Annotated in this window: 26 protein-coding genes, 1 pseudogene and 2 riboswitches; of the genes and pseudogenes, 7 read left to right on the forward strand and 20 right to left on the reverse strand. The window is 37.9% G+C overall.

The features are described 5' to 3' along the window. Positions 1–122: 122 nt before the first annotated feature. On the reverse strand, positions 123–2,681 hold the full coding sequence (locus AC3ISE_RS14950; RefSeq protein ID WP_489221594.1) for a vitamin B12-dependent ribonucleotide reductase: 2,559 nt from the start codon (positions 2,679–2,681) through the stop codon (positions 123–125). Positions 2,682–3,006: 325 nt separating this feature from the next. After that, a complete protein-coding gene (locus tag AC3ISE_RS14955; protein WP_489221595.1) occupies positions 3,007–3,843 on the reverse strand; it encodes a lipoate--protein ligase family protein in 837 nt (278 codons plus the stop codon). Between the two features lie 219 nt (positions 3,844–4,062). Between AC3ISE_RS14955 and AC3ISE_RS14960 the strand changes: the two genes are divergently transcribed. Beyond that, positions 4,063–4,434: a rhodanese-like domain-containing protein gene (locus AC3ISE_RS14960; RefSeq protein ID WP_224771138.1), complete on the forward strand. Its 372-nt coding sequence runs from the start codon at positions 4,063–4,065 to the stop codon at positions 4,432–4,434. 89 nt (positions 4,435–4,523) lie between these two features. On the opposite strand, the gene gcvPB is transcribed toward AC3ISE_RS14960, so the two are convergent. From gcvPB to gcvT, 3 genes and pseudogenes are all read right to left on the reverse strand, one after another. After that, positions 4,524–5,984: an aminomethyl-transferring glycine dehydrogenase subunit GcvPB gene (gene gcvPB, locus AC3ISE_RS14965; RefSeq protein ID WP_489221596.1), complete on the reverse strand. Its 1,461-nt coding sequence runs from the start codon at positions 5,982–5,984 to the stop codon at positions 4,524–4,526. Further along, a complete protein-coding gene (gene gcvPA / locus AC3ISE_RS14970) occupies positions 5,977–7,323 on the reverse strand; it encodes an aminomethyl-transferring glycine dehydrogenase subunit GcvPA (protein WP_489221597.1) in 1,347 nt (448 codons plus the stop codon). Before gcvPA ends, gcvPB begins: the two co-directional genes overlap by 8 nt. A 25-nt stretch (positions 7,324–7,348) precedes the next feature. Next, a pseudogene (gene gcvT, locus AC3ISE_RS14975) lies at positions 7,349–8,451 on the reverse strand (glycine cleavage system aminomethyltransferase GcvT). 160 nt (positions 8,452–8,611) lie between these two features. Continuing rightward, a riboswitch (glycine riboswitch) is annotated at positions 8,612–8,723 on the reverse strand. A 305-nt stretch (positions 8,724–9,028) separates the two neighbouring features. Here gcvT and AC3ISE_RS14980 point away from each other — a divergent pair. The 4 genes from AC3ISE_RS14980 to AC3ISE_RS14995 all read left to right on the forward strand — a co-directional run bounded on the left by AC3ISE_RS14980 (position 9,029) and on the right by AC3ISE_RS14995 (position 12,510). Then, the gene (locus AC3ISE_RS14980) at positions 9,029–10,711 is read left to right on the forward strand and encodes a DEAD/DEAH box helicase (RefSeq protein ID WP_489221598.1); all 1,683 of its coding nucleotides are present in this window, start codon (positions 9,029–9,031) and stop codon (positions 10,709–10,711) included. 24 nt (positions 10,712–10,735) lie between these two features. Continuing rightward, entirely contained in the window at positions 10,736–11,530 is a 795-nt protein-coding gene (locus tag AC3ISE_RS14985; protein WP_133310129.1) for a YqhG family protein, read from the forward strand. Between the two features lie 297 nt (positions 11,531–11,827). After that, a riboswitch (cyclic di-GMP riboswitch) is annotated at positions 11,828–11,913 on the forward strand. A 31-nt stretch (positions 11,914–11,944) separates the two neighbouring features. Beyond that, entirely contained in the window at positions 11,945–12,076 is a 132-nt protein-coding gene (locus AC3ISE_RS14990; RefSeq protein WP_309192624.1) for an anti-repressor SinI family protein, read from the forward strand. 98 nt (positions 12,077–12,174) lie between these two features. Then, a complete protein-coding gene (locus AC3ISE_RS14995; RefSeq protein WP_133310128.1) occupies positions 12,175–12,510 on the forward strand; it encodes a helix-turn-helix domain-containing protein in 336 nt (111 codons plus the stop codon). A 147-nt stretch (positions 12,511–12,657) separates the two neighbouring features. Here AC3ISE_RS14995 and AC3ISE_RS15000 read toward each other — a convergent pair whose 3' ends face one another. Next, positions 12,658–12,858: a hypothetical protein gene (locus AC3ISE_RS15000; RefSeq protein ID WP_489221599.1), complete on the reverse strand. Its 201-nt coding sequence runs from the start codon at positions 12,856–12,858 to the stop codon at positions 12,658–12,660. A 17-nt stretch (positions 12,859–12,875) separates the two neighbouring features. Continuing rightward, positions 12,876–13,175 (reverse strand): DUF5658 family protein, encoded by a 300-nt coding sequence (locus tag AC3ISE_RS15005; protein ID WP_489221600.1) that lies wholly within the window; start codon positions 13,173–13,175, stop codon positions 12,876–12,878. Positions 13,176–13,485: 310 nt separating this feature from the next. On the opposite strand from AC3ISE_RS15005, the gene AC3ISE_RS15010 reads away from it, so the two are divergent. Continuing rightward, entirely contained in the window at positions 13,486–13,833 is a 348-nt protein-coding gene (locus AC3ISE_RS15010) for a helix-turn-helix domain-containing protein (RefSeq protein WP_489221601.1), read from the forward strand. Positions 13,834–13,960: 127 nt separating this feature from the next. Here AC3ISE_RS15010 and AC3ISE_RS15015 read toward each other — a convergent pair whose 3' ends face one another. After that, a complete protein-coding gene (locus AC3ISE_RS15015) occupies positions 13,961–14,185 on the reverse strand; it encodes a hypothetical protein (protein WP_489221602.1) in 225 nt (74 codons plus the stop codon). Positions 14,186–14,269: 84 nt separating this feature from the next. Between AC3ISE_RS15015 and AC3ISE_RS15020 the strand changes: the two genes are divergently transcribed. After that, positions 14,270–14,593 carry a DUF3889 domain-containing protein gene (locus tag AC3ISE_RS15020; RefSeq protein WP_489221603.1) on the forward strand — a complete coding sequence of 108 codons (324 nt, stop codon included), beginning with the start codon at positions 14,270–14,272 and terminating at the stop codon, positions 14,591–14,593. Positions 14,594–14,644: 51 nt separating this feature from the next. On the opposite strand, the gene AC3ISE_RS15025 is transcribed toward AC3ISE_RS15020, so the two are convergent. The 12 genes from AC3ISE_RS15025 to AC3ISE_RS15080 form a co-directional block, all read right to left on the reverse strand. Next, positions 14,645–15,415 (reverse strand): tyrosine-protein phosphatase, encoded by a 771-nt coding sequence (locus AC3ISE_RS15025; RefSeq protein ID WP_489221604.1) that lies wholly within the window; start codon positions 15,413–15,415, stop codon positions 14,645–14,647. Positions 15,416–15,430: 15 nt separating this feature from the next. Beyond that, complete coding sequence (locus AC3ISE_RS15030) at positions 15,431–15,643, reverse strand: helix-turn-helix transcriptional regulator (protein ID WP_489221605.1); 213 nt, start codon at positions 15,641–15,643, stop codon at positions 15,431–15,433. Between the two features lie 162 nt (positions 15,644–15,805). Continuing rightward, complete coding sequence (locus tag AC3ISE_RS15035; RefSeq protein ID WP_070876628.1) at positions 15,806–15,985, reverse strand: YqzE family protein; 180 nt, start codon at positions 15,983–15,985, stop codon at positions 15,806–15,808. A gap of 24 nt (positions 15,986–16,009) precedes the next feature. Then, positions 16,010–16,528, reverse strand: coding sequence for a shikimate kinase (locus AC3ISE_RS15040; protein WP_489221606.1), 519 nt, complete (start codon positions 16,526–16,528; stop codon positions 16,010–16,012). A gap of 76 nt (positions 16,529–16,604) precedes the next feature. Beyond that, positions 16,605–16,979, reverse strand: coding sequence for a competence type IV pilus minor pilin ComGG (gene comGG / locus AC3ISE_RS15045; RefSeq protein WP_489221607.1), 375 nt, complete (start codon positions 16,977–16,979; stop codon positions 16,605–16,607). Continuing rightward, complete coding sequence (comGF, locus tag AC3ISE_RS15050) at positions 16,976–17,473, reverse strand: competence type IV pilus minor pilin ComGF (RefSeq protein ID WP_489221608.1); 498 nt, start codon at positions 17,471–17,473, stop codon at positions 16,976–16,978. The genes comGG and comGF overlap by 4 nt, the downstream gene beginning before the upstream one ends. After that, positions 17,406–17,732 carry a competence type IV pilus minor pilin ComGE gene (gene comGE, locus AC3ISE_RS15055; RefSeq protein ID WP_489221609.1) on the reverse strand — a complete coding sequence of 109 codons (327 nt, stop codon included), beginning with the start codon at positions 17,730–17,732 and terminating at the stop codon, positions 17,406–17,408. Before comGE ends, comGF begins: the two co-directional genes overlap by 68 nt. Continuing rightward, positions 17,716–18,180, reverse strand: coding sequence for a competence type IV pilus minor pilin ComGD (gene comGD / locus AC3ISE_RS15060; protein ID WP_489221610.1), 465 nt, complete (start codon positions 18,178–18,180; stop codon positions 17,716–17,718). The genes comGE and comGD overlap by 17 nt, the downstream gene beginning before the upstream one ends. Next, the gene (locus AC3ISE_RS15065) at positions 18,146–18,316 is read right to left on the reverse strand and encodes a hypothetical protein (RefSeq protein ID WP_489221611.1); all 171 of its coding nucleotides are present in this window, start codon (positions 18,314–18,316) and stop codon (positions 18,146–18,148) included. The genes comGD and AC3ISE_RS15065 overlap by 35 nt, the downstream gene beginning before the upstream one ends. A 249-nt stretch (positions 18,317–18,565) precedes the next feature. Beyond that, complete coding sequence (locus tag AC3ISE_RS15070) at positions 18,566–20,410, reverse strand: TnsD family Tn7-like transposition protein (protein ID WP_489221612.1); 1,845 nt, start codon at positions 20,408–20,410, stop codon at positions 18,566–18,568. 152 nt (positions 20,411–20,562) lie between these two features. Next, positions 20,563–22,404 (reverse strand): TnsD family Tn7-like transposition protein, encoded by a 1,842-nt coding sequence (locus AC3ISE_RS15075; protein WP_489221613.1) that lies wholly within the window; start codon positions 22,402–22,404, stop codon positions 20,563–20,565. A 32-nt stretch (positions 22,405–22,436) separates the two neighbouring features. Further along, on the reverse strand, positions 22,437–24,053 hold the full coding sequence (locus AC3ISE_RS15080) for an ATP-binding protein (protein WP_489221614.1): 1,617 nt from the start codon (positions 24,051–24,053) through the stop codon (positions 22,437–22,439). Between the last annotated feature and the right edge of the window lie 2 nt (positions 24,054–24,055).

The following is a 24,055-nucleotide window of genomic DNA, read 5'->3' on the forward strand; positions in this document are numbered from 1 at the left end:
CCCTCCAAAAAACGTTCAAAACATAGGAAATCATTACAAGTGTACACTAGTTTTAGGGTGATGACAAGGAAGGCTTCGTTCTAATTGCGAAAAGAAAAGAGCTGGATAGCCAGCTCTTTATCTTATAAGCCACACTTCAATTGTGCTCCGCAGCTAGTACATGTGTTGCAGCCGCCGATGTCTTCAACCGTACCTTCACGGCAGACCGGACATGTATTTCCTACCTCGTTGCCTATCGTTACATTTGTTGATCTTAATGCCTGTATTGTATCAACCAGCACAACTTTTCCTTTTTCTTTAGCTGGTGCTTCTTCACTCTCAGAGAATGTGTTTTCCTCCGCTTTTAAAGTCAGAACCTGTGTGTCACGGCTTCCGTCAACGTAAACCGTTCCGCCTTTTGCGCCGCCTTTATATAAACGTTCGTAAACTTTTTGTACTTGATCGACCGTATATCCTCTTGGTGCATTTACAGTTTTGCTGATTGAACTGTCAATCCAGCGCTGAATCACACACTGTGCATCTGCATGAGCTTCTGCACTCAATTCCATTGCTGAAATAAACCATTTTGGCAAATTATTAGGATCAGCTTCAGGATGCTGATCCAGATACTCCTGGACGATATCCGCTTTAACTTCTATGAACTTTCCTAATCTTCCGCTTCTGTAGTAAGAGAAAGAGAAGTATGGCTCGAGTCCGGTGGATACGCCAACCATTGTCCCCGTGCTGCCCGTAGGTGCAACAGTCAATAAATGGGAGTTTCGAATACCGTATTCTTTAATATCATCTAAAAGATCAGCAGGCATTTTGCTCATAAAGCCAGTTTGTGTGAATGCATCACGCAAACGGTTTGTTTCTTCTTCTGTTTCAGCAGTGAGGAACGGGAAGCTGCCTTTTTCTTTTGCAAGCTCAACAGATGCTTTATAAGCAGTTGTTGCGATCGTTTCAAAGACTTGATCAATCAATTGATTGCCTTCTTCTGAACCGTATTCTGTTTCACAGTAGATCAGCAGATCATGCAAGCCCATAACGCCAAGGCCGACACGGCGTTCGCCTAATGCCTGCTTCTTATTATCTTCTAAGAAATAAGGTGTTGCATCGATGACGTTATCCTGCATGCGGACACCGACTTCAACCGTGGTTTTCAGCTTTTCAAAATTGACTGTTTTGCTTTCTTTGTCTGCCATTTCAGCAAGATTGACCGCTGCAAGGTTGCAGACAGAATAAGGTGCGAGAGGCTGTTCTCCACATGGATTTGTTGCTACTACCTTTTGTCCATACGCTTTAGCATTCGTCATGTCGTTTGCATTGTCAATAAAGAAAATGCCGGGCTCTGCTGAATATGTCGCACAAATATTGATTAAGTTCCAAAGCTCTTTCGCTTTGATTGTGCGGTATGTTCGGACTTTGTATCCCAGCTTCTCCCACTCGCGGACATCGCCATGATTGTGCCAGTCTTCGTTATAGGCTTTCATTTGATCTGCAGTATAGCTTTCCACATCGGGGAAGCGAAGCTCGTAATCTTCATCTTTTTCAACAGCATCCATGAAATCCTTCGTTAACGTAACGGAAATGTTGGCGCCTGTAAGGAATTCAGAATTATGAACGCTGTATGTTCCTCCAGTCACAAGCTTTAATTCTGCGTCTTTAATGATTTTTTCGTTAAATCCGCCGAAGCCTGGAATTTGCTTGTAGTTCACAATGCTTTGGTACATTGCTTTTTCATCCTCAGTCAGAGGCTTGAACTTTAATTTTTCCTGTGCATATTTCTTGATTGTTTCGTCATTCGTATTTTCGATTAAATAGCGTAAAATACGAGGATTCTGCATTTTTGAAATGATAAATTCAATAATGTCAGGATGCCAGTCGGCAAGCATGATCATTTGAGCGCCCCTGCGCGAACCCCCTTGCTCAACTAAATGCGTCAGTTTCGCTATATCATCCAGCCATGAGACAGATCCGGACGATTTGCCGTTCACACCGCGTGCGAGTGTATTTCTTGGGCGCAGTGTTGAACCGTTTGTTCCAACGCCGCCGCCTCTGCTCATGATTTCCATTACCTGCTTGCGGTGCTCTGAAATGCCTTCGCGTGAATCCTGCACAAATGGCATCACGTAACAGTTGAAGTAAGTCACGTCTGTGCCTGCTCCAGCTCCGTATAAAACACGTCCCGCCGGCACAAAGTTCAATCCGACCAATTCCTGATAGAACTTCTGGAACCATTCATTCCGCTTCTCTTCTGTTTTTTCAACAGATGCAAGCCCTGTTGCATTTCGTTTTGCAATTTGCTCGTAAAATACTTCAAGCGGTTTTTCAATGACATCCAAAGAACGATGGATAACTCCCGTTTCAACCTCTTCAGGCTTTTCAAGTGAATGGCGGTACTCTTCTTCAACCTGTACACTTGCCATTTTAGTCTGCCAGTCAATCTCTAAAATATAGCCAAGCCCTCTTGCAGGGAATTTTGGATCCTCTTTGATCGTCAGAACGACAAAATCCCCTTTTGATAATGTCAGCTTTTCAGTGTCTTTAAACGTGTATCGGTCAAGCATGACTAAACGCGATACCCCTTTGTGTGTCAATTTCATGTCATCAGTTATTGGGTGAACTTGGGGAAACAATGTAATATCGTGGTTCAGCTTGTCCACATCAAGTTTTAAATTTTCATTTAGTGCTACGGTCATTCAAACAACTCCCCTATCTATCTTTACTTGATTTAATTTATCACAAAGCGACCCATTTATCAATATATAGTATTCTATTTTCGTTCGACAATACTATATATGGATAAACAGGCAAACCTATTTTATTTTGTCAAATTAATAACTGCACAAATGAAGCAGAAATAATGAGAAAAAAGAAGGTAGGAACTCCATAATCACTTTTTTTGATGAATTTTGTCGCTTGCAAAATCCGAAGAGATCTTGAAGTTAGAAAAATAAGGAATGGTTTGAAATAATTTGAAAACCATCACAAAAAAATAAACAAAAGCGACTAAGTTCAAGTCGCTTATCGTTTATAGTTCCACTCATCTGTATCATATTTTTCCATTGCAATCTTCTCTACATATGCATGTTCTTCATCTGTCAGTGTATAAGGCTCAAGCGAAATATTCAGACCCATCTCAAAGCCCTTTTTAAATGCATGCTTTGCCTCCTCCAGAGTAACAGGAATTTCACGCAACGCATTGACAGCTACTGCCTTATTTTTAAAATTTTTCTGCATTCGTTCTTTTACCCGCTCGCTTGGATACTTAAACAGATTAAAAAGCATTTCTTCATCTATATCGAGCAAAATGGAGCCGTGCTGAAGAATGACTCCTTTTTGGCGCGTTTGAGCGCTCCCTGCTACCTTGCGTCCTTCTACAACAAGTTCATACCAGGAGGGTGCGTCAAAACATACGGCAGACCGAGGATTCTTAAGCCCCTGCTTCTCTTCCTCGGTTCTCGGAACGGCGAAATATGCATCAAGTCCCAGTTCCCTGAAACCTTGAAGAATACCTTCAGATATGACTCTATATGCTTCTGTTACAGTCTTTGGCATTTCAGGATGCTCTTCTGACACGATGACGCTGTAGGTCAGCTCTTTGTCATGAAGAACCCCCCTGCCTCCTGTCGGCCTGCGGACAAATCCCAGCCCGTACTCTTTAACGGCATCAAGATCAATTTCTTTTTCGGCTTTCTGAAAGTATCCAACTGAAAGAGTGGCCGGGTTCCAGCCGTAAAAACGAATGACCGGCGGGATCATTCCCTGACTGTTCCATTCAAGCAGCGCTTCATCTAATGCCATATTATAGGACGGGGAACAATTCCCTGAATCAATAAATCTCCAAGTTTCTTTAGCCATCTTCATACCCCATTTTCCATGATAAGTATGTATTTCATTTTCTGTGCCTTACCTAGTCTATCAAAAAGAAGGCAAGGTTGAAAATATTTATGTCTTATTCATAGATGACAATTTGATCCTGCTCTTATATAATAGTAGTTGTCCAATATTATTAAAGTTCATTTGAACTTGTCTTAGAAAAGTTGCTTATAAAGGAGTCGGGTCAGCTTGACAACATGGATTTTTTTATTGATTCTATTAGGTGCACTAGCAGCCTACACGATTTACTCTTATTTTTACCAGCGTAAAATTATGAAAACATTAACGGAAGAAGAATTCCGAGCAGGATACAGAAAAGCTCAGTTAATTGATGTCCGTGAACCAAATGAATTTGACGGCGGACATATTCTTGGAGCAAGAAACATTCCTTTATCTCAAATGAGACAAAGACATAAGGAAATCCGCAAAGATCAGCCTGTCTACATCTACTGCCAAAACACTGTCAGAAGCGGACGCACAGCTCAAATGCTGAAAAGAAAAGGCTACAATGATCTTTACATGCTAAAAGGCGGCTTTAAGGGCTGGGGCGGTAAAATTAAAGCAAAGAAATAAGAAGAAGTCTGCAGACAGTTCTGCAGACCCTTTTTTATCTAATATAGAAAAAAGGATCCGCAGAAGAGCGAATCCTTTTTTTGCATCTTTTATTGCTTTTGATAACGCAAGATCGGTTTTCTTGCTGCTGTTGTTTCATCTAAGCGGCTGACAACTGTCGTATGCGGGGCTTCCTGGACGATTTCAGGGTTTTCTTCCGCTTCTTTTGCGATTTGGAGCATCGCCTCAATAAATGAATCTAACGTTTCTTTTGATTCTGTCTCAGTCGGTTCAATCATGATGCATTCTTCAACGTTTAACGGGAAGTAGATTGTTGGCGGATGATAGCCGAAATCAAGCAGCCTTTTTGCGATATCAAGCGTACGGACCCCTAATTTTTTCTGGCGCTTGCCTGACAGAACAAATTCGTGCTTGCAATGTCTGTCAAATGGCAGATCATAAGCTTCTGAAAGTCTTCTCATCATATAGTTGGCGTTTAGTACTGCATATTCCGTCACCGCTTTTAATCCATCAGGTCCCATTGTGCGAATATAAGTATATGCACGGACATTGATTCCGAAGTTTCCGTAGAATGGCTTTACTCTGCCGATAGACTGCGGGCGGTCATAGTCAAACGTATATTTATCATCTCTTTTTACTAAAACAGGTTTTGGCAAGTACGGAATCAGATCAGCTTTTACTCCGACTGGACCAGATCCAGGACCGCCTCCTCCGTGAGGGCCGGTAAATGTTTTATGAAGATTTAAATGAACGACATCAAATCCCATATCGCCGGGACGTGCCTTGCTTAGTACGGCATTTAAATTTGCACCGTCGTAATAAAGCTTGCCTCCTGCATCATGAACAATTTTCGCCATTTCCAATATATTTTCTTCAAAAAGGCCCAGGGTATTAGGATTCGTCAACATAAGCGCAGCTGTATCGTCCCCTACCACACGCTTTAAATCATCAAGATCAACAAGCCCCTGTTCGTTTGATTTAACCGTAATCGTCTCAAATCCCGCTACAGTGGCAGATGCCGGATTTGTTCCGTGAGCCGAGTCAGGAACAATTACTTTAGTCCGGTTCAAGTCATTGTTCGCTTCATGATAAGCACGGATCATCATCAGGCCGGTCCATTCACCATGAGCTCCTGCTGCAGGCTGAAGTGTAACTTCATCCATTCCGGTAATTTCAATGAGATGCTCCTGTAAATCATACATTAGCTCAAGTGCACCCTGAACTGTACTCTCATCCTGTAATGGATGAATATGAGCCAATCCTGCCATACGCGCAACATTTTCATTAATTTTCGGATTGTACTTCATCGTACAGGATCCAAGCGGATAAAACCCGGAATCAACTCCATGGTTTCTCTTGGAAAGAGCTGTATAATGTCTCATGATATCAAGTTCAGATACTTCCGGAAGTTCAGCATCATCTGCACGCAAATATTCACTTGGAATCAATTCATCTGCTGCCAATTCAGGGATATCCAATGAAGGCAAACTATAGCCTGTTCGTCCTGGTTTTGTCAGTTCAAATATTAATGGCTGATCCTGCTTATTCATGTCCATCCCCCAATTCCTTAACAAATAAGTCAATTTCTTCTTTTGTGCGCAATTCAGTTACCGCAACAAGCATGTGGTTTTCAAGCTCGGGGTATACACTGCCTAAATCGAAACCTCCAATGATGTCCTTTTGAATAAGCTTCGCATTTACCTCTTTAATCGGTTTGTTTAATTTAATGACGAATTCGTTAAAAATTGCCCCTTCAAATGGAACTTCAATCCCGCTTGCAGTAAATTCTTTTTTAGCGTAATTTGCTTTTTGAATATTTTGCAAAGCCATCTCTTTTACGCCTTTTTTTCCCAGTGCAGTCATGGCAACCGAGGCTGCCAAAGCATTTAAAGCCTGATTTGAACATATATTAGAAGTCGCTTTGTCACGTCTAATATGCTGCTCACGTGCCTGCAGGGTTAAGACAAACCCGCGTCTGCCTTGTTCATCTGTCGTTTGTCCAACCAATCGTCCCGGTACTTTGCGGAGCAATTTTTGAGTTACAGCAAAATATCCGCAGTGCGGTCCGCCAAAAGCAGTAGGAATACCGAATGGCTGAGCATCGCCTGCCACAATATCAGCTCCAAATTTCCCAGGAGGTGTTAAAGCTCCCAGCGCAAGCGGATTAGAAGACACGATAAACATGCTCTTTCCTGTGTGAGCAATAGGTTCAATGTCTTTAAGCGGCTCGACTTGCCCGAAGAAGTTTGGATATTGCACAACGACAGCCGCAACATCGTTTGACATTTCCGCTTTTAAAGCTTCAAGATCGGTTACGCCATTTTTCACTGGCACTTCTACTACTTCAATGTACTGTCCTTTTGCATATGTTTTCAGAACATCTCTGCTTTCCGGGTGAACAGCTTTTGAAACGATGACTTTTTTCTTTTTTGTTTGACCGGCAGCAAGCATGGCAGCTTCAGCCAGAGAAGTACCGCCGTCGTACATGGATGAGTTTGCAACATCCATTCCAGTAAGCTCAGCGATCATCGTTTGAAATTCAAAGATGGCCTGAAGCTCGCCTTGTGATATTTCAGGCTGATACGGAGTGTAGGCTGTATAAAACTCTGATCGTGAAATAACATGATCTACGATGATCGGCATGTAATGATCATATACACCTGCGCCAAGGAAAGAAGCATTGCTTCTTAAATCCTTGTTTTTAGAAGCAAGCTCACTCAGCTCACCTACAAGTTCCGTTTCAGACTTTGCTTGTTTGATCTTGTATTCCCCCTGAAAACGCACACTCTCGGGAATATCTGAGAAAAGCTCATCTATAGAAGATACTCCGACAGCGTCAAGCATTTCCTGCTGATCTTGTTCTGTCATCGGCAAATAACGATGTTTCATGGATGTGTTCCCCTTTCAAACTAGTTCATTTTTTTGGTCGTTTATAAAAAGGTGTTGAAACTACAACTGCTTTTAAGCGTTTCTTGCGCACCTGAACACTCACTTCAGAGCCTGGTTCTGCAAATTCCTTTTTCAGCAGAGCCCAGCCTATATTTTTCTTTAATGTAGGAGATTGAGTGCCGGTCGTTACCTCGCCGATTTGTTCGTCTCCATGAAATACTTCATAACCATGCCTTGGAATCCCCTTGTCAATCATCTCTATACCGACAAGCTTTCTTGCTGTGCCATTCTCTTTTTGTTCTTTTAATACATCTTTCCCGATGAAGTCTGTCTCTTTATTCGGTTTTACCGCAAAGCCAATTCCTGCCTCAATCGGAGTAATGTCCTTAGTAAGCTCCTGGCCATACAAAGGAAGATTTGCTTCAAAGCGCAGTGTATCGCGTGCCCCTAAACCGCAAGGAAGAATTCCATCATTTTTGCCTGCTTTTAAAATCGCACTCCAAAGGGAAGGCGCTTCTGAAGAAGGGCAATAGATTTCAAAGCCGTCTTCGCCTGTATAACCCGTTCTTGAGACAAGCGCTTTTACATCATTTATGACAACGTCATCTTTGAATTTAAAAAACTTGATTTCACTTAAATCTGTTTCTGTTAATTGTTGTAGAATTGATTCAGCTTTTGGACCCTGTATGGCCAGCTGGGCAATTTCAGATGAAACATTATGCAGCTCTGCATCTCCGAATTTGTGCGAGACCAGCCAATCATAATCTTTTTCAATATTTGAAGCATTTACGACTAATAAATAATGAGAGTCTGATTTTTTATAAATTAATAAATCGTCCACTGTTCCGCCATCTTCATAGCACATAGCCGTATACTGGGCTCCGCCGTCTTTCAGCAGGGAAACATCATTCGTCATCGTTTTTTGAAGAAAAGCGAGACTGTCCGTGCCTGTCACTTCAATTTCACCCATATGCGAAACATCGAATAAGCCTGCCATTTCCCGAACGGCTTCGTGCTCCTCTTTAATAGAAGAAAATTGAACGGGAAATGCCATCCTCCAAAATCAATGGTCTTTGCTCCATGCTCTTTATAAACATCAAATAATGGTGTTCGCTTTAAATCCGCCATAATCAAATCGCCTCCCCAAAAAGTATAAAAAAAGGACAGAGACCCCCCTTTTATGTAAAAAGGAAGTCTCTGTCCCTGCACCTGAAAGTTTACCTTGCCAATATATGCAAAGCTTTCCCCTTTGGTGGTTTGCTGCTTTCACAAACTCTCTCCAGAGTTGCGTCAAACAAGAGTTCTTTTGCCTGAGAGATTCACAGATGTTTGCTCCTTCGGCGCTGCGTTTGCGGCATACATCCAATGAAGCCGCCGGCAGTCTCTCCCCTTGTTCTCATTCGCTCATATTTTCTTTAAAACTGGTCATACTAAGAAATAACATTCTTTGACATTTTGACATTTTTGACAAAAGAAGCTTGCTGACTGAAAAGTAAGTATGTTAGCAACTTTCTTACTTATTAACATCCTACCATTATGAACAATATTCATCAATCTATTTTTACACAAATATTAAACATATATTTTAGTTTAATGTTCGTGTTTAACCTATTTTATTTGTATTTTATCATAATAAACTACGAATTCACACTTTAAAGTGAACGATCCAGTATAACAATACCTTTTCTTGAAAGGGCTGTCATTAATGAATGTAAAAATCAACTTTGATTCCTCCTGGCAGGATACTTTTTTTAAGAAACTTGAAGATGATGGACCCTGGGCAAGCTGGGAAAATTACAAACTCGCCTGTGAAGTGCAAAAACATTTAATTGTTCCTTCATTTGAAGGCTTGCAGGCACCAAATCATCTGACCGATTTCACACCGCTTCCTCACCAATTAGAGGTTGCAAGACAAGTAGTAGAGCATATGAACGGCAAAGCGATACTGGCAGATGAGGTAGGGCTTGGAAAAACGATTGAAGCCGGACTGATTGTAAAAGAATATATGATCCGCGGACTGGCCAATAAGATCTTAATTCTTGTGCCGGCCTCCCTTGTTTCACAATGGGCAAGAGAACTGCATGAAAAATTCTATATTCCAGCTGTTGAGCAGAAAAAGAGCTATGTATGGGAAGCATGTGATGTGGTTGTTTCTTCTATTGATACAGCAAAACGAAGTCCTCACAGGGAAATTGTCCTTGCCCAGCAATATGATTTAGTCATTATAGATGAGGCTCATAAACTCAAAAATAATAAAACAAAAAACTATGAATTTGTTCAGAGCCTGAAAAAGAAATACTGCCTGCTTCTGACAGCAACTCCAATCCAAAACCGTGTAGAAGAGATTTTCAATCTTGTCTCTCTTCTTAAACCCGGTCATCTTGGAAACGAAGCTTATTTTTCAGAAGTTTTCTCAGCAAAAAATCGCTCACTCGAACATCATGAGCATCTGCAGGAGCTTGTCAACAAGGTAATGATTCGAAACCGCCGCGGCGATACCGGAATTGACTGGCCTAAACGCCATGTTGAAACGGTTCCAATTGAACTCTCTCCAGCTGAACGAAATTTGTACACAGCTATTTCCAGGCTGAAATCGTTCGGAACGGCTGCTGCAAGCATGTTTTCCATCATGACCCTTCAAAGAGAAGCTTGCTCAAGCAGAGAAGCTGTGTATATGACGCTGAAAAAAATGATCGAGCGGCCTGATGGTGAGGCCTCCCCGCTTCCTGAACCTATTATCAGGGAATTGATGCAGTGCATTGATGAGGTGGACGGAAACTCTAAAGCTCAAAAAACAGTAGAGCTTATTAAAAGAATTGATGATAAAGTGATCATTTTTACTGAATACCGTGCCACTCAATTTTACCTGCAGTGGTTTTTGCAGCAGCACGGCATTACTTCTGTTCCTTTTCGGGGAGGATTTAAGCGGGGCAAAAAAGATTGGATGAAAGATTTATTTAAAAACCGCGTTCAAGTGCTTATTGCAACAGAAGCCGGGGGCGAAGGCATAAATCTTCAATTTTGCAATCACATCATCAATTATGACCTGCCCTGGAATCCCATGCGGCTAGAACAGCGAATTGGCCGGATTCATCGCCTCGGTCAGGAAAAGGACGTTTACATTTATAACATGGCTACAAAAAACACGGTAGAAGAGCATATATTAAAACTGCTTTATGAAAAAATTAATCTATTCGAAAAAGTAATCGGTGAGCTTGATGAAATCTTAACCAAACTGGATATTTCCAATTTTGAAGATCATTTGCAGGATATTCTCTTTCAATCAAAAAGCGAGGGCGAAATGAAAATCAAAATGGAAAATTTAACATCCATCCTTCATTTTGCAGAACAGGAACAATCAGAACAAAAAGCTGCAAATGGAAAGTAAAATTAGGCAAGGAGGCTTGACGATATGCTGCAGCAAGAGATCAGCCAATTCTTAGAAAGTTTTTTCACAGCAAATTCATGTCAGATCACAGATAAACAGCCAGAGTATATGACTGTGCAGTTAACAATCGAAATGGATAAAGAGCTGATGAATCGGCCTTTTTACTGGACCTATCTTGAAAAAACCGGCGGTGTTCCAAATCCTATGCAGCTGACATTTCTTACAGATGCCAAACAGGCTCCAGAAGATTTAAAAGGAGAAATCATGCATTTCGGGGCACCGCGGCTCCATCAAATTTTCCGGACGAGCAAAAAGCTTGGAAGCCACATCCGCCTTTATGAAAGTCCTCCGAACAAAGGAAGCTCTCAATCTCTGCATCCATGGCTCGGAGTAAATATCATGGTATCTTATCAGAGCGACAAAAAGAAGGACCAGCTTTATTCAATCGGTCTCCATTTGATCAGCGGCGCAATCATTGAAAACTTCCAGGATCAATTGGAAAAAATGACGCTTACTCCCCGCATTCCTGATCTTTGTTTTACGACCTCCCCAATGATTAAGGAACAAAGCGGATTAAATCGTATTCAGAACTATATTCAATCCATTATTGAGCAGGATGATCACTCTTGGGCGGAAGATGCCAGACAGCGCTGGAATGCTGATATGATGCTGCTCAGTCATTTTTATGAAGATCTTGATGAAAAACCGGAAGCCTACCAATTAGAAAAAGAAGCATTGAAAGAATTATATGATCCGCAAATAAACGTTTCGATTGTAAATGGCGGAATTTTTTATTTGTCGCAAAATGCGTTCTATTAATGTCGAAAACTGCAAAATCTTATTTTCAAAAAAGAAAATGAGATTTTGCAGTTTGTTTTATTCCGTAAAATTTTCTGTCGTTTCTTAAAAACAAAACCCATCAAAATGCCTACAATAAAGGAATTAACACCCAATTAATTCTAATATTTTCAAAAAAATTAAAAAATATTTTTCAATCGACACATTTCAGCACAAAAAACAAAAATCATTTTTTATAATAGTAGTAAATAAGATACACTCTTCTGAAGGACTAAAGAAACAAAAACTTGATTTATGCAAAATGGACGATTGCACATAATCAGACAAAGGCAAACTTGCTGAAAGGCAGGGACGCAAAGTCACAGATCTAAGGTTCACAAAACTATGATGGCTGGACTGCCTGAAATACAGAGACGTATTTTAGGAGGAGAAAAAATGGAGATGTTATTGAAGGAAGTAGAAAAGATGGATCAGGAATGGAAAGAGTTAATCCTGTCAGCTTTAAAAATGGGCATCAGCAAAGAAGAAATTAGAGAATTTTTGAAAACGCAAACACTTAAAAATTGACAAACAAGAAAAGTACATATTTTTTTTTTGTAAAAATCGTTCTATATATATAACACCACCTTCGTTATATGCTATAATGGCTCTGGGAAGGTGATCATATGATTGGTGAACGCATCCGTAAATACCGCAAAGAACGAGGACTTTCTCTATCAGAGCTTGCCGATCGCGCTGGTGTTGCTAAATCGTATTTGAGTTCAATTGAACGGAATCTGCAGTCTAATCCTTCTGTTCAATTTCTTGAAAAAGTCTCATCCGTACTGGGAGTATCTATGAATACCCTGATTTTAGACGAACCAATATATGAGACTAAAAAAGATAATCTTGATAGTGAATGGGCAAACCTCGTGAAAGAAGCGATGGATTCTGGTGTGACGAAGGATCAATTTCGTGAATTTCTTGAATTTAACCGGTGGAAAATGAACCAAGATAAATAATAAATTTCTGCACCGAATGAAAAGAGCCTTAAACAGGCTCATTTCATTCGGTGCTTTTTCAATTTCGGTTCACCATGCGGTTATATGTTAAATGACTCGAATTAATAACGAACAAAGACGTTCTGGTATTTTGCCAGAGCGTTTTTATTATGCGTATTTATTAAAATTGCCGGTTAATTTTGTCCTATTGTTCTGCAAATACTTTTCCGGATTAAAATTAGCTGTATGTACCGCTCGAATAGCTTTTATCTTTGTCAGATCATTTGTGCAGATTGGACAAATCCATCGATCCGCCGGACAGCTGCTGAATGAAGGCTGATAACAGCGATTGCAAAGTTTTTTATACATAATACTGTCCCCCCGCTCTAAATGAAAATGAAATGTATCCAATAGACATGCATCGCCAGCACAATGCCATAAGCCAAAGAAGCTGTATAAGCAATGAATTTTACTGGTGATGAAGAAGGCAAGCACCTGAAATAAATAAATAAAAGCAAAAAAAGAGAAAAGGATAGTTTGAAACCTGCAAATAAAAGGGGATGTATCTCATAGAGCAGCTTCATAAATGGATTAGCTTCAGCTATTAAATCGTATTTAAGACCTATAACAGTAAGCAAAGCATCTAGCGCATTAACAACAGCCAAAAATATGAAAGTACGTTTCAAGGGCGTCTCCCCTTTTTTGCTTGATTTACCCCTATATATTCTTAATTAAGAACATTTTACCTGCAATTTATTGCTGTCTAATCTCTTTTCATGCACAGCTTTCAACCAGTTATTTATTATAAGGATCTATTAAATTATAAAACGTTAAAGACAAATAATATATCATTAAAAACCGTCGTTTTTTCGTTTTAAAGAACATTTTTCGTACACTATCTGCTATTTACTCTTATTTTCTTACTATTTCACTACTTTATAAAGAACAAATTGTTCTATATAATGAAAACACACTGATATTAAAGGAGCATTCTTGATGATTGGGGAAAGGATTAAATCTTTGCGGCAAAAGAAAGGATATTCCCTTTCTGAACTTGCAGAACTATCAGGAGTATCAAAATCCTATTTAAGCTATATTGAGCGGGATATTCAAAAAAATCCTTCCATGCAATTTTTGACTAAAGTTGCTGTTTCATTAGGAACGGATCTTGAACAGCTTCTTGCAGAGGATCAGGATTTAAAACCTAAGGCTGAAAAACAATTGGACAGAGAATGGACGGATCTCATTTCTGAGGCTATTGACCAGGGATTGACAAAGGATGATTTTCGCACCTTTCAGGATTTTATAAAATTTAAACGATATAAAGAAAAAAAGAAACAATGAAGCTGGTATAGCTTCATTTCGACACACATGGCTTTCAATTATGGAATAAGCTGGAGTCCCTGGATCTATTCCTTTCTCCGCGAAAATAAAAAAAGAATAAAGCCGCCAGCTGACGGCTTTATTCCGCTTAATCTCCCCCGCCTCCACCGCCGCCGTCACCTCCTCCAGAATCTCCTCCGCCTCCCCAGTCAAAGAAGCCAGAGTCAGAGTGATGACGATCATCCGAATCTGTTCCGGCAAAAGGAAACACTGCGGAGGAACCGTTGCCTCTGTGTCTGTTTTTACTTCTATTCCCATCTGTAACAATTGCAGCAATAAGGATAATAAAAAAGAAAATAATCACGAATACCATTTCATTGCCCCCTTCAGATATTAACCCATTTTTGAATAACAGCTCCTTTTTTGGTAAAAATAACTAAAAAGGAGGGTGTTGCGTTTGAAAAAATCGATTGTTGTATTGCTTCTTCTCTTTATATACGGATTAACTCCTTCATTGGTTTCAATTTCCAGTGATGTTTCAGCCGCACAGCACACAGATTGGAAAAACGTTGCTGTCAAAGAGACAAAAAAACGTTATCCTTTGTCACAGGTTCTATTTGCACAAAAGATTTGGGATAATACCAAAAAAAATCAAACAGTAAAACAATATAAAGTTACAGTACGTGAAGGAATGAAAGACATTGGCGTTTTTGTAACAATCTCTTACGATGCCAAAACAGAAAAAGTAAAAAAGATTCAAGTATTAGAAGAGGCAGACTAAAGGATTAAGAAACGATACCAGAAAAGGTACCCAAATGGGTACCTTTTCTGGCTATACAAAGAGATTCTGTTTTAACTTCTCAATATGATCCTGATTTATACCGCAAACCTCTTCCGCATACTTTTCAAACGTTCCGTACTTCTTCAAAATTTCCTCATAGACTTCAAGCAAATATTCCCGTCTCACTTCTAAAACTGGCTTTAATTGTTCAGCAGACACACGGAACAAACTAAAATATCTTATAAAACGCTCAATTTTTTTCATGCGCGGCCCAATGAGCTCGTTTGATATGAGATAATGGTCCGTCACATCATCAATAGATGCTCCCGCCAAAAGCTGAATAAAAGCTGAAACAAAACCTGTTCTGTCTTTACCGCCAGTACAGTGGATAAGAGCAGGAAGCTGGTCTTCATCTGAAAGCTGCACCATGATTTCTCTTATCTGCTTCCCGCTGTCAAATGCCATTTGACGGTAAAGATTCTCCATAACCTCTAAAAAATCAATCCCCCCTGATCTCCCTGCAAGAAACTTAAAGAATTGAAAATGTGTAAATTCCTGGCTTTGATCTTGAAAGGAAATTTTTATAACCTTTATCCCGTGTTCATCTGTTATTTTACTTGGCTTTGATTTTTGTTCCCGTAATGTTCTTAAATCACAAACCATTTTAATGTTAAGCTGTGCCATCTTATGAAGATCTTCCTTAGATAATTTAGAAAGCTCATCTGAGCGGAAGATAACACATGTTTTTATTTTCCGCCCATCCTTTGTGACTAGTCCGCCAATATCGCGGAAATTATATAGTCCATCAAACTTTGGCTGCATATCGGTCCCCATCTTTTAGTCAATTAACTCTTCTTCTATCCAAAATAATTCTTCCATTTTAAGTGAAAACACTTTGCAGATTTTTAAAGCTAACAGCAGCGATGGTATATAATTCCCTTTTTCGATTGCTGCGATTGTCTGTCTTGTAACTTCTGCTCGTGCTGCAAGGTTTTCCTGAGTAAAGTCAAACCTTGCACGCATTTCCTTTACTCGATTTTTTAAAATCATGTTGTCCACCTTCTACCTATTTCTACTTGTATTGTAAGGTTGAATAACCTTTTTGTAAAGTCTACTTAACATTAAACTTTTAAAAAAGTGCTGTTTTGAATTGCACCCAATTATTAGATCGTTCTAACATTGTGGGGACACATCATACCAGCACCTGTCCTTTTATCTTCTTTTCTTCATAAAAAACATGACGGCAAATGGCAAAATTCCGAACCATCTGCTTGCAAATGGAGTCCGCTCCGTTTTGCGGATTGACTTTTTGGCTTTTCGTACTTCCTTTGGAGTATCCATATAACGAACTAATTGCTGTGTCATATATTTCACATAATCATTGGTAGACAAAACAAACACCTCATGCACACTTTTTTATTCAGTATAGCCAGTGTCTTGTCTTTCTAATCTCTCAATCATTTCTTCAGTAACTTCATTGATTGATTTTCCTGTCGTATTTATCATGAATGTGCAATCTTCATAAGCTGTTTTTCGGGACAAATACAATTCAGTAAGATCTTCTTTTGAAGCATGGAGTGCAAGCGGCCGATTTTCATCCTCTTTTAGCCGTTCAAAAATAACATCTAGATCCGTATGCAAAAATACAACTATTCCATTCTCCATCATATACTTTCGGTTTTGGGTGCGCACAGGAAGCCCGCCTCCTGTTGTAATGACCACATCTTCAAGGGGGAGCATCCGGATAGATTTTGTCTCCAGATCCCTGAAGAATTCTTCTCCCTGTTCCTTAAAGATTGTCTTCACTTCTTTTCCGGTCTTATCAGCAATGAATTCATCCATATCATAAACAGGAACTTTCAGCCTTTCAGCCAAAGCTTTTCCGATGGTTGTTTTTCCAGTTCCCATAAATCCTGTTAAAAAAATAGCCTTCACAAACATTCACTCCGCATTTTTTTCATAACTTTAACACAGATTTGCTCATAATGGGAAATGATTTTCTATCGATCTTCTAATATACCGTCCAATAGACAATTTTCTTTTGCATGATGCTGTATCTATATTTTGCTGAAGTAAAATTCTTATTTTCTGTTTCGCATGAAAGTTCTACAAGAATATGTTCCGGATCAATTTTAGTAACCGTATAAACTATTGTCCCTTTTTTTAATTTTATGAGCTGCTGTTCTGTTGCATCTTCTCGAGTAATTTGATTTAAAGAATGTTTAACCCCGAATAGCATAAGATTCTCTAATAACACCGACTGGCTTCTTTCCTCGTAGAATTTTTTTTCTGTTATATATAAAGCTGTATGATGAAAGACAACCATAAGAAAAAATAGAGCCAATATCGAGACTGAAGGAAGAATATACCCTCTTTCGTTTTTCATTTCATGGCCTTCAGTTCATGAAAATTTCTGAAACTATAGCGGTATTCATTATCTGTCATGCTGGTAACCGTAAGAGATGCTCCGCCTGCAATCTGCTCAAATTTAATCGTTTTAACATTTCTGAGACAGATGATATGCCCCGTTCCATCAACTTGTCTGCGAATAAGAAATCCGTATTTTTCATATTCAATGATTCTTCCTGATTTTGAAGTGAATGAAATTCTTTGGGGCTCAACAATTAAATTCGTCCCTTCCCGCATTTCGATAACGGTCTGCTGCAGAAAAACTTCCCATTCCAGCAGACTCAAATCATTTTCCCTTTCAGATATTCTATAAAGATAAGGGATAAGGATGGCCGAAGAAGAAACAATTATAACGACTATGCTTAAAGAGAACAGCATGTTAAGAAACGTAAATCCTTTATTCTCAAAAAGAATACAGGCATTCCGTTTGCGCAGCTTTATGGCTTTCCCATTTGATGCAAGCTTGATCAATTCCTTCCTCCTTGCTCCATATAATCTCAAACCTTTGATTTTTAACGGAAAGATTAAGGTTCTCTTTTGCAGGATTTTCAAAATTCAGGGATTCAATGTGATCTTTCAGCAGAACCAAAGCTTCATGCTTGATCTTAGTTTCTTCCCGCTCTTTTTTTAAATAAACCGATGCCGGAAGCAGCATAAGAGAAATCATCGACCATATACTGAAGGCCATAAGGATTTCAGCCATAGTAAACCCATTACAGCCCTTCAACATTCATTCGCCCCATTCCCATATAAAAGATCATCCTGTACTTCTTTTTGCGATAGGCAACATTCATTGTTCCGCTCGCTGTTATTCCACCTTCGCTGTTAAATTGTACCCTGGCGTCCATTGTTGCGGGATCAATTTGAATATCCGAATCATAGTTTACTGTGAATAATCTCTTTGCTGGTATCCCGCCCTCTACACCGATGTAGTGGTTTTTGGCTGTATCAAAAAGAATCATAACCCCTTTTTTATTCGAGATTGCATGCTGCTGAGCATATAGAACATCCCTTTCAAGCGCTTCAAAAAATAATTCTGCTGTTTTTTGACTTTGAAATGGCTGTATGATGAGCATTGTTACCACCATTAGGACAGATACAATACTCATTACCATAATCGTTTCTGCCAATGTAAAGCCTGACTCAATCTGCCTTCTCAGCAACCTTGCCGTCGCCATCAATAATCAGCTCGGTTCCATTCGGGCATACAGGTGATTCCTCAATATAATTCTCTGTCTTAAGATCATCAATAGTAGGGACCGATTTTAATTCAATTTGATAGGCAGTGGACTGAGCCTGTAAAGTATTTTTCAAACCTTCGCATCCTTTAGCCTGAATATTTGAGTGATGCTTCGTAATGTTCGGTGTTTGTGAAAAATAAACCTGTAAAATAAGAAAACCAGTGTTATCAAGGGTTACCACATTTCAAAGAAAAAAGTTGATAAATAAACCCGTAAAATAAGAAATATACACCCAAAGCATAAATGATAAATAAACCTGTAAAACACCATGTTATTAGCTCCGCAGATTGAGACCCTAAACCATTTTTACAGTAGTGGTTTATTAAAAATTTTTACTTATTGAATTTATTTTACTGATAATAAGCTGCGACAAATCCTGCTGCAATAAACCAGCTTCTTTTTTTAATTTATGGGGAGTTGGATATTCACCTTTTCCCAATAGCTTAATTACAGCTAGTTCGATTCGGCGAATTTGAAAATCCTCCTTCGATTCAATGGAAGCCTCAATTGTTTTTTTCGAAATAGGTGAATTGTCAATCTTCCTAATGCTTACTCCGAGTTCCTTACCAATTAAAGTTTTGGTTATCCTTTTTGGTCTTTCTAATCGGATCAGCCTATCTACTGTTAAAGTAATTTTTTCAGACAAAGCCTTATCTTCTGTAATAAGATAGTGTGATTTTCTAACGTTATTTTTCTTTAATGGTTTAGGCAGATTTGTCATTAACCATTTTTTATCGTTGCGATATAGGAAGATATACTCTTTCTTTGCCAATTTCCTTAATTCATTTCTTCCTAATTGAGGATTATCATTAATCAATTGAATCCATTTTTCTCTTACCATTTTAATATCTATAGTTATATCCTCGACCTGAGTGGCTACTATTTTATTATTCATCTCCTTCAATTTTCTGCTAATGGTTAAATGGGTAGTTTTTAAAGTTTTTGCAATAGTATTTACAGTCTTTTTTTCTTCATATCTCAATTTAATTAATTCCGCTTCCCATACATACCCAAATGATCTAATTCTTCCAACTCTATTTTTATCTATAGGGGAAAGATCTGGTCCTTTTCGAGAGTACTCAAATCCACATTTACATTTGAATATACCAACCAGTTTGTCTTTATTGGTATTATTCTTAATCGTAAGATCATCAATGACTGGCTGCTTATAGTGTAAAGATGCTGCATTGTAGCAAAGCCAAGGTCCTTGACCAAAAGGTCTATACTCAGATATTGGATTTGACATAAAATCTGTAATAGATAAACCTAAAAAATTCATGATCAATAAATGTCTCAAAGGATGCACTTTCTTTGTTCGAAAAAAACCTTCAGTCCAATTATTCCTCTTGCCTTCAACTATTTTACTGTTCATTGCTTGCAGGAAACCATCACCATAAAAATTCACTAATTCCTTATTTAATTCATTCTCTTTGATTCTACCGTTATAAGTAGTTAAGTTCTTTTCTCCTAAATAGAAAAGGTATCGTTCTCTTAATTTGTCTAATCCAAGACACTCGTATTGGTTATTTAACAAATTCCTAATAGATTTAGATAAATACTCTAAGTGAATTATGTGTTCTTGGGAAGCTAGAACAGGGATAGCAGATCTTAAGTCTTCAGGAAAGAGCTGATAGCATTTACGCAGGGGATATGAATTACGAACATCGTAAGTTGTTTCATATAAAACGTTGTTATGAATTGGACACAAAAGTACTCCGAAGACCTGATGCTCTCTCCGCCAATAAGGTTCACCATAATAATGCAAATCATCTTGGAAGCAATCTTCACAATACCGTAAATATCTAGGGTTTTTAATTTTATTTTGAGTTGTACCCACAAGCATACTTACTTTTGACGAATTTTCACCTATTATGCTATTTATAACATCTTCTGAATTTTTTATAGAAATAAAGGGAAGATATAGAGGTAATAACGTATGATCATAAATTATTTTATTCGGAGTTATTGATGACTTTCTAGAAAACTTCATACATAAATCATTTAAATTATTTGGGAAATCAATACATATTGAAGTGGATGAATTATCAAATAAGTCATCAAAGGTCCAACTTGTAAATTTATTTCTGCTCCAATAATGATACCTAGATATAACGCTATAGAATATTTCATCTGGATAAGGTGCAGGAAAAAAAGGTAATTTCTCCAATTGAGACACCTCCCTTTGTTTTATAATACTTTTATTATCCCAATTACATAGCTTAATATGTATCTGAAAAATCTTAAACTAAAAAAAACCAATCCTTTATTATTGAGGACTGGTTTTTTAACGTGAGATTCTCACACAAATAAATTTAAGTACTAATTGTATTTTTCGACTTGTTCCGAGATGAGCCTTTCTAAAGTTTCAGACAAAACTTTAGGGTCTCCAATCAATTTCGAAATACTTGTTTTAGAAATATTCTTGTTATTACTATAGAGAGAATTAACAGCCCACTTTACTTTTCTAATTAGAAAACTTTCTGTGGATTCCATTACTTCATTCAAAGTCATTTTGGTTATAGGCAACTTTTCCAACCATTCCAATTTTCTTCCATCTTTCATTTCTTTCATAATTGCAGTTTTAGTAATTTTAATAGGTTTTCCCCCAATAGAATTGATTTTTTGTGCTATATTAATGACTTGATTAGACAGTTCTTGATCCCTACTCTTCCAATCTATCCGTTCTTTCCGCTTAAAATCTCGTTTATTTTGCTTTGGAGGTAAATTGTTTGCAAGCCATTTAATATCATTTATTCTCAACCATGTATATTCTACAGGAAGTATTTCATAAAACTTGCTCCTTGTCATATGCGGGTTTTCCTTCCTCTTCTGCAGCCATAATTTGCGGTAAGAATCCCTTTTTTTCAACTTTAATGTATCTTCGATTTTAACCTCACCAGATTCAGTAAGATTTCGGTAATATTCTCTCAATTTTTTTGAATCTTCTTTTAGCAAAAGTCCAACATTTTCAAAATCAAGTTTTACACTATCTACTAATCTTATTAATTCCTTCTCCCAATAAGGTCCAAATTGAAGGATTTTATCTATATCCGACTCAGAAGTTTTATTTGATCTTAAATATATGAACCCGCATGAACACTTAAAAATACCAAAGGTTTGTTTTTTTCGACTATTATAGAAAGTATTTATATTTTCTATGATTCTATGATTATAGTGGGCTATGCTAGGATTTAGGCATAGCCAAGGACCTTGGCCAAATGGCTCATATCTAACCCTCGTTTTAAAAAAGGTTGAAATAGGAACTTCAAGGAAATTCAATAATAGAAGAAACCTAACTGGCTTAAAGTAGTAATTATAATTATGAATCATTTTATGAACCCAAGATTTACTGTTTGCACAATCAAAATCTGCATCAGTTATTTCTAGCACTTCACTTGAGTAAGATGATTTGAAATTTTGTAGAAATTCCTTCTTAATCTGACCATATTCAGTCATGCAGTTTGAGCGAATCAAATATACTCTCAATCTCTCTTTTACCTCATTTAAATTTACATGAGTATTTTCATTGTTTAGTAGCCAATAAAAGTCTTTAGCCAACTTCAAAAAAAGCGGTTTATTTCTATCGTTAATTATTGAAACAGTTCCTCTCTCAATAATACTTTCATCTAATGCAGTAAAATGCCTACTACCTCCTTTAGTTCTACTAATAGGGACGCCACTTTCATATAAACACGTATTATGGTGTGGACAAATCTTTACCGCATATTCCTGATGACATCTATGCCAGTAGGGCTCCCCAAATTTTTCAATATCATGTTCAGTACATGTTTTACAAAATCTGAGGAATTCTATCTTTTGTTTATCAAGATGTTTTCCGACTACCCTATGAATCGCACTATTAGTTCCAAACATCTCTTTCATAACTTTTCCCGCTCTTTCTTGTGGGATGAAGGGTTGGTATAGTGGAAAGAAAGTATGATTGTAGAGGATGAACTCTGGGGTTATAGTCGATGAGGGAGATAGATTACTACAGAATACATTCAATCCAGAGGGAAATTCAATTCTTGGTCCCATCAATTTAGGATTGAACAAATCCTCGATAGTTGATTGAGTTGTTGGATTTCTGCTCCATTCATGGTATCTAGCACACAAGCTATAAAACAATTCGTCTGGATATGGAGTTGGAAAAAAAGCTAACATATAAACTTACCTCCTATAAGAGATTGAAAAGATTAAAACTCAAGATAATCATCTAATTCTTCCGCTTTAAGTATTTCTATCATTTGATTCTCATTCAAGTTATTTTTCTTTTTTGCTTTTTTGCTCTTTTTTTCGTTGGAATTCTTACAACTTCCATTATTAATAGCGAGTTGTATTGCTTCTTGCATGGCAATTCCCATATCAAAATTAGAACCGTTATTACTCAATGCTTTTTTTGCACAATCTTGAGCTAGCTTAGGTTCAATACCTGCCTCTACTAACCAATGAGCAATAGAAAATAACGGAGACATTTGATTTCCCTCTAGTTCCTCGCTAGATTTTTGCTGATTATGCAAAGTGTCAGCTTTTCCTAATAACACGACCCTTTCAGTCGCATTTTTTAAGAAATTATTTAAGTCTATTGAATCTGGAAATATTTCTTCTAATTCTTCCAACTTACTTGCATTTGTAAAGACTTTATTTAGGGCTTTTTTCACTAAACGCAATTCATTTTTTGATACGTCTCTAATTAAAGCTATAGTTAGTCTTTCATCCTCTTCTCCAATAACTCTCCATTGGGCAAGCATAAATAATTTCACAGCGATATCAATTATTCCATGAGACTCATCGTATAAAACTTTACTAATATCATTAGTAAATGGAGTCTCCACATTGGTCCATTGAAATTTCCATAACTTTCGAATAAAGTGATCCCACGCTTCATCAAAATGAGATATAGAAGCATAGATGTCACCTTGTCCTTCAAATCGTCTTATATTTGCAAAATCTTTTTCAATAATTTTCAAAGCTTTAGGTGTGCCCATGGGAACGACAGGAACCCCAATCGTGTTAACAAGTTGAACAAAAAAGTTCATCATACTTTCTGGACCGCCGCTCTTTGCTAAACTAAGTCTTTGAATTTCGTCAATTACGAGAACACCTAATCCAAATAAATTAGCTACATTAGCCATTTCTGGGATTAACACCTCTGCACTGCTACCTGATTTAGAATGTCTTGAAAAATACTTTGTTCCTAATACTCGATCGATTGATTGAAAAAAATTCAGACATAATGCTTTAATTGAACCGTCTTTTGGACAATCGATTTTCAACCAAACTAATTGCTTGTGCTCAAAAATAGTATCCTTGTATTTTACATGTTGAATTACTTGCGGATAAAGACCGAGAATGCTTTCAATTGTTGTAGTTTTACCAATTCCACTAGGACCAATGATTGCAAAACCCGCTGATGTTGAACGGATAAGTGGTTCATATTGATCGTCTTTTGTTCCCCATTCCAGTCCCTCAAAACCACCTCTCATCTGCTTTATCCACTCTGCCTTAATAGGATTTCTCGCTATATATCCATGACGAATCATCCTTGAAAACTTCATTTCAAAATCAATGTGAATCGGTAATGGTTCAATAAAATTAGAAATGGTTTGAACTCGATGAACCCTTCGTAATGCTGGCAGCTTCCGATCTTCAGAATTGTAATAAGGATACCTTTTCACTTTTTTCACTACATCTGCAACTTTTAAAAGATCGGGTAATGCTTCAATGTATAGATTATGTCTGTGCATAGGAATATCAGCCTCAGTATAATTTGCTTCTACAAAATTCCCTTTTAAAACAATCTGTCCTGCCATGA

The sequence above is a fragment of the Metabacillus sp. KH_069 genome, from assembly GCF_057838075.1.

Coding starts and splice junctions, on each gene's coding strand:
- AC3ISE_RS14950 (WP_489221594.1), bottom strand. CDS start 2,681: ATGACCGTAGCACTAAATGAAAATTTAAAACTTGATGTGGACAAGCTG.
- AC3ISE_RS14955 (WP_489221595.1), bottom strand. CDS start 3,843: ATGGCTAAAGAAACTTGGAGATTTATTGATTCAGGGAATTGTTCCCCG.
- gcvPB (WP_489221596.1), bottom strand. CDS start 5,984: ATGAATAAGCAGGATCAGCCATTAATATTTGAACTGACAAAACCAGGA.
- gcvPA (WP_489221597.1), bottom strand. CDS start 7,323: ATGAAACATCGTTATTTGCCGATGACAGAACAAGATCAGCAGGAAATG.
- AC3ISE_RS14980 (WP_489221598.1), top strand. CDS start 9,029: ATGAATGTAAAAATCAACTTTGATTCCTCCTGGCAGGATACTTTTTTT.
- AC3ISE_RS14985 (WP_133310129.1), top strand. CDS start 10,736: ATGCTGCAGCAAGAGATCAGCCAATTCTTAGAAAGTTTTTTCACAGCA.
- AC3ISE_RS14990 (WP_309192624.1), top strand. CDS start 11,945: ATGGAGATGTTATTGAAGGAAGTAGAAAAGATGGATCAGGAATGGAAA.
- AC3ISE_RS14995 (WP_133310128.1), top strand. CDS start 12,175: ATGATTGGTGAACGCATCCGTAAATACCGCAAAGAACGAGGACTTTCT.
- AC3ISE_RS15000 (WP_489221599.1), bottom strand. CDS start 12,858: ATGTATAAAAAACTTTGCAATCGCTGTTATCAGCCTTCATTCAGCAGC.
- AC3ISE_RS15010 (WP_489221601.1), top strand. CDS start 13,486: ATGATTGGGGAAAGGATTAAATCTTTGCGGCAAAAGAAAGGATATTCC.
- AC3ISE_RS15015 (WP_489221602.1), bottom strand. CDS start 14,185: ATGGTATTCGTGATTATTTTCTTTTTTATTATCCTTATTGCTGCAATT.
- AC3ISE_RS15025 (WP_489221604.1), bottom strand. CDS start 15,415: ATGCAGCCAAAGTTTGATGGACTATATAATTTCCGCGATATTGGCGGA.
- AC3ISE_RS15030 (WP_489221605.1), bottom strand. CDS start 15,643: ATGATTTTAAAAAATCGAGTAAAGGAAATGCGTGCAAGGTTTGACTTT.
- comGG (WP_489221607.1), bottom strand. CDS start 16,979: ATGAAAAACGAAAGAGGGTATATTCTTCCTTCAGTCTCGATATTGGCT.
- comGE (WP_489221609.1), bottom strand. CDS start 17,732: ATGTTGAAGGGCTGTAATGGGTTTACTATGGCTGAAATCCTTATGGCC.
- comGD (WP_489221610.1), bottom strand. CDS start 18,180: ATGGCGACGGCAAGGTTGCTGAGAAGGCAGATTGAGTCAGGCTTTACA.
- AC3ISE_RS15075 (WP_489221613.1), bottom strand. CDS start 22,404: ATGTTAGCTTTTTTTCCAACTCCATATCCAGACGAATTGTTTTATAGC.
- AC3ISE_RS15080 (WP_489221614.1), bottom strand. CDS start 24,053: ATGGCAGGACAGATTGTTTTAAAAGGGAATTTTGTAGAAGCAAATTAT.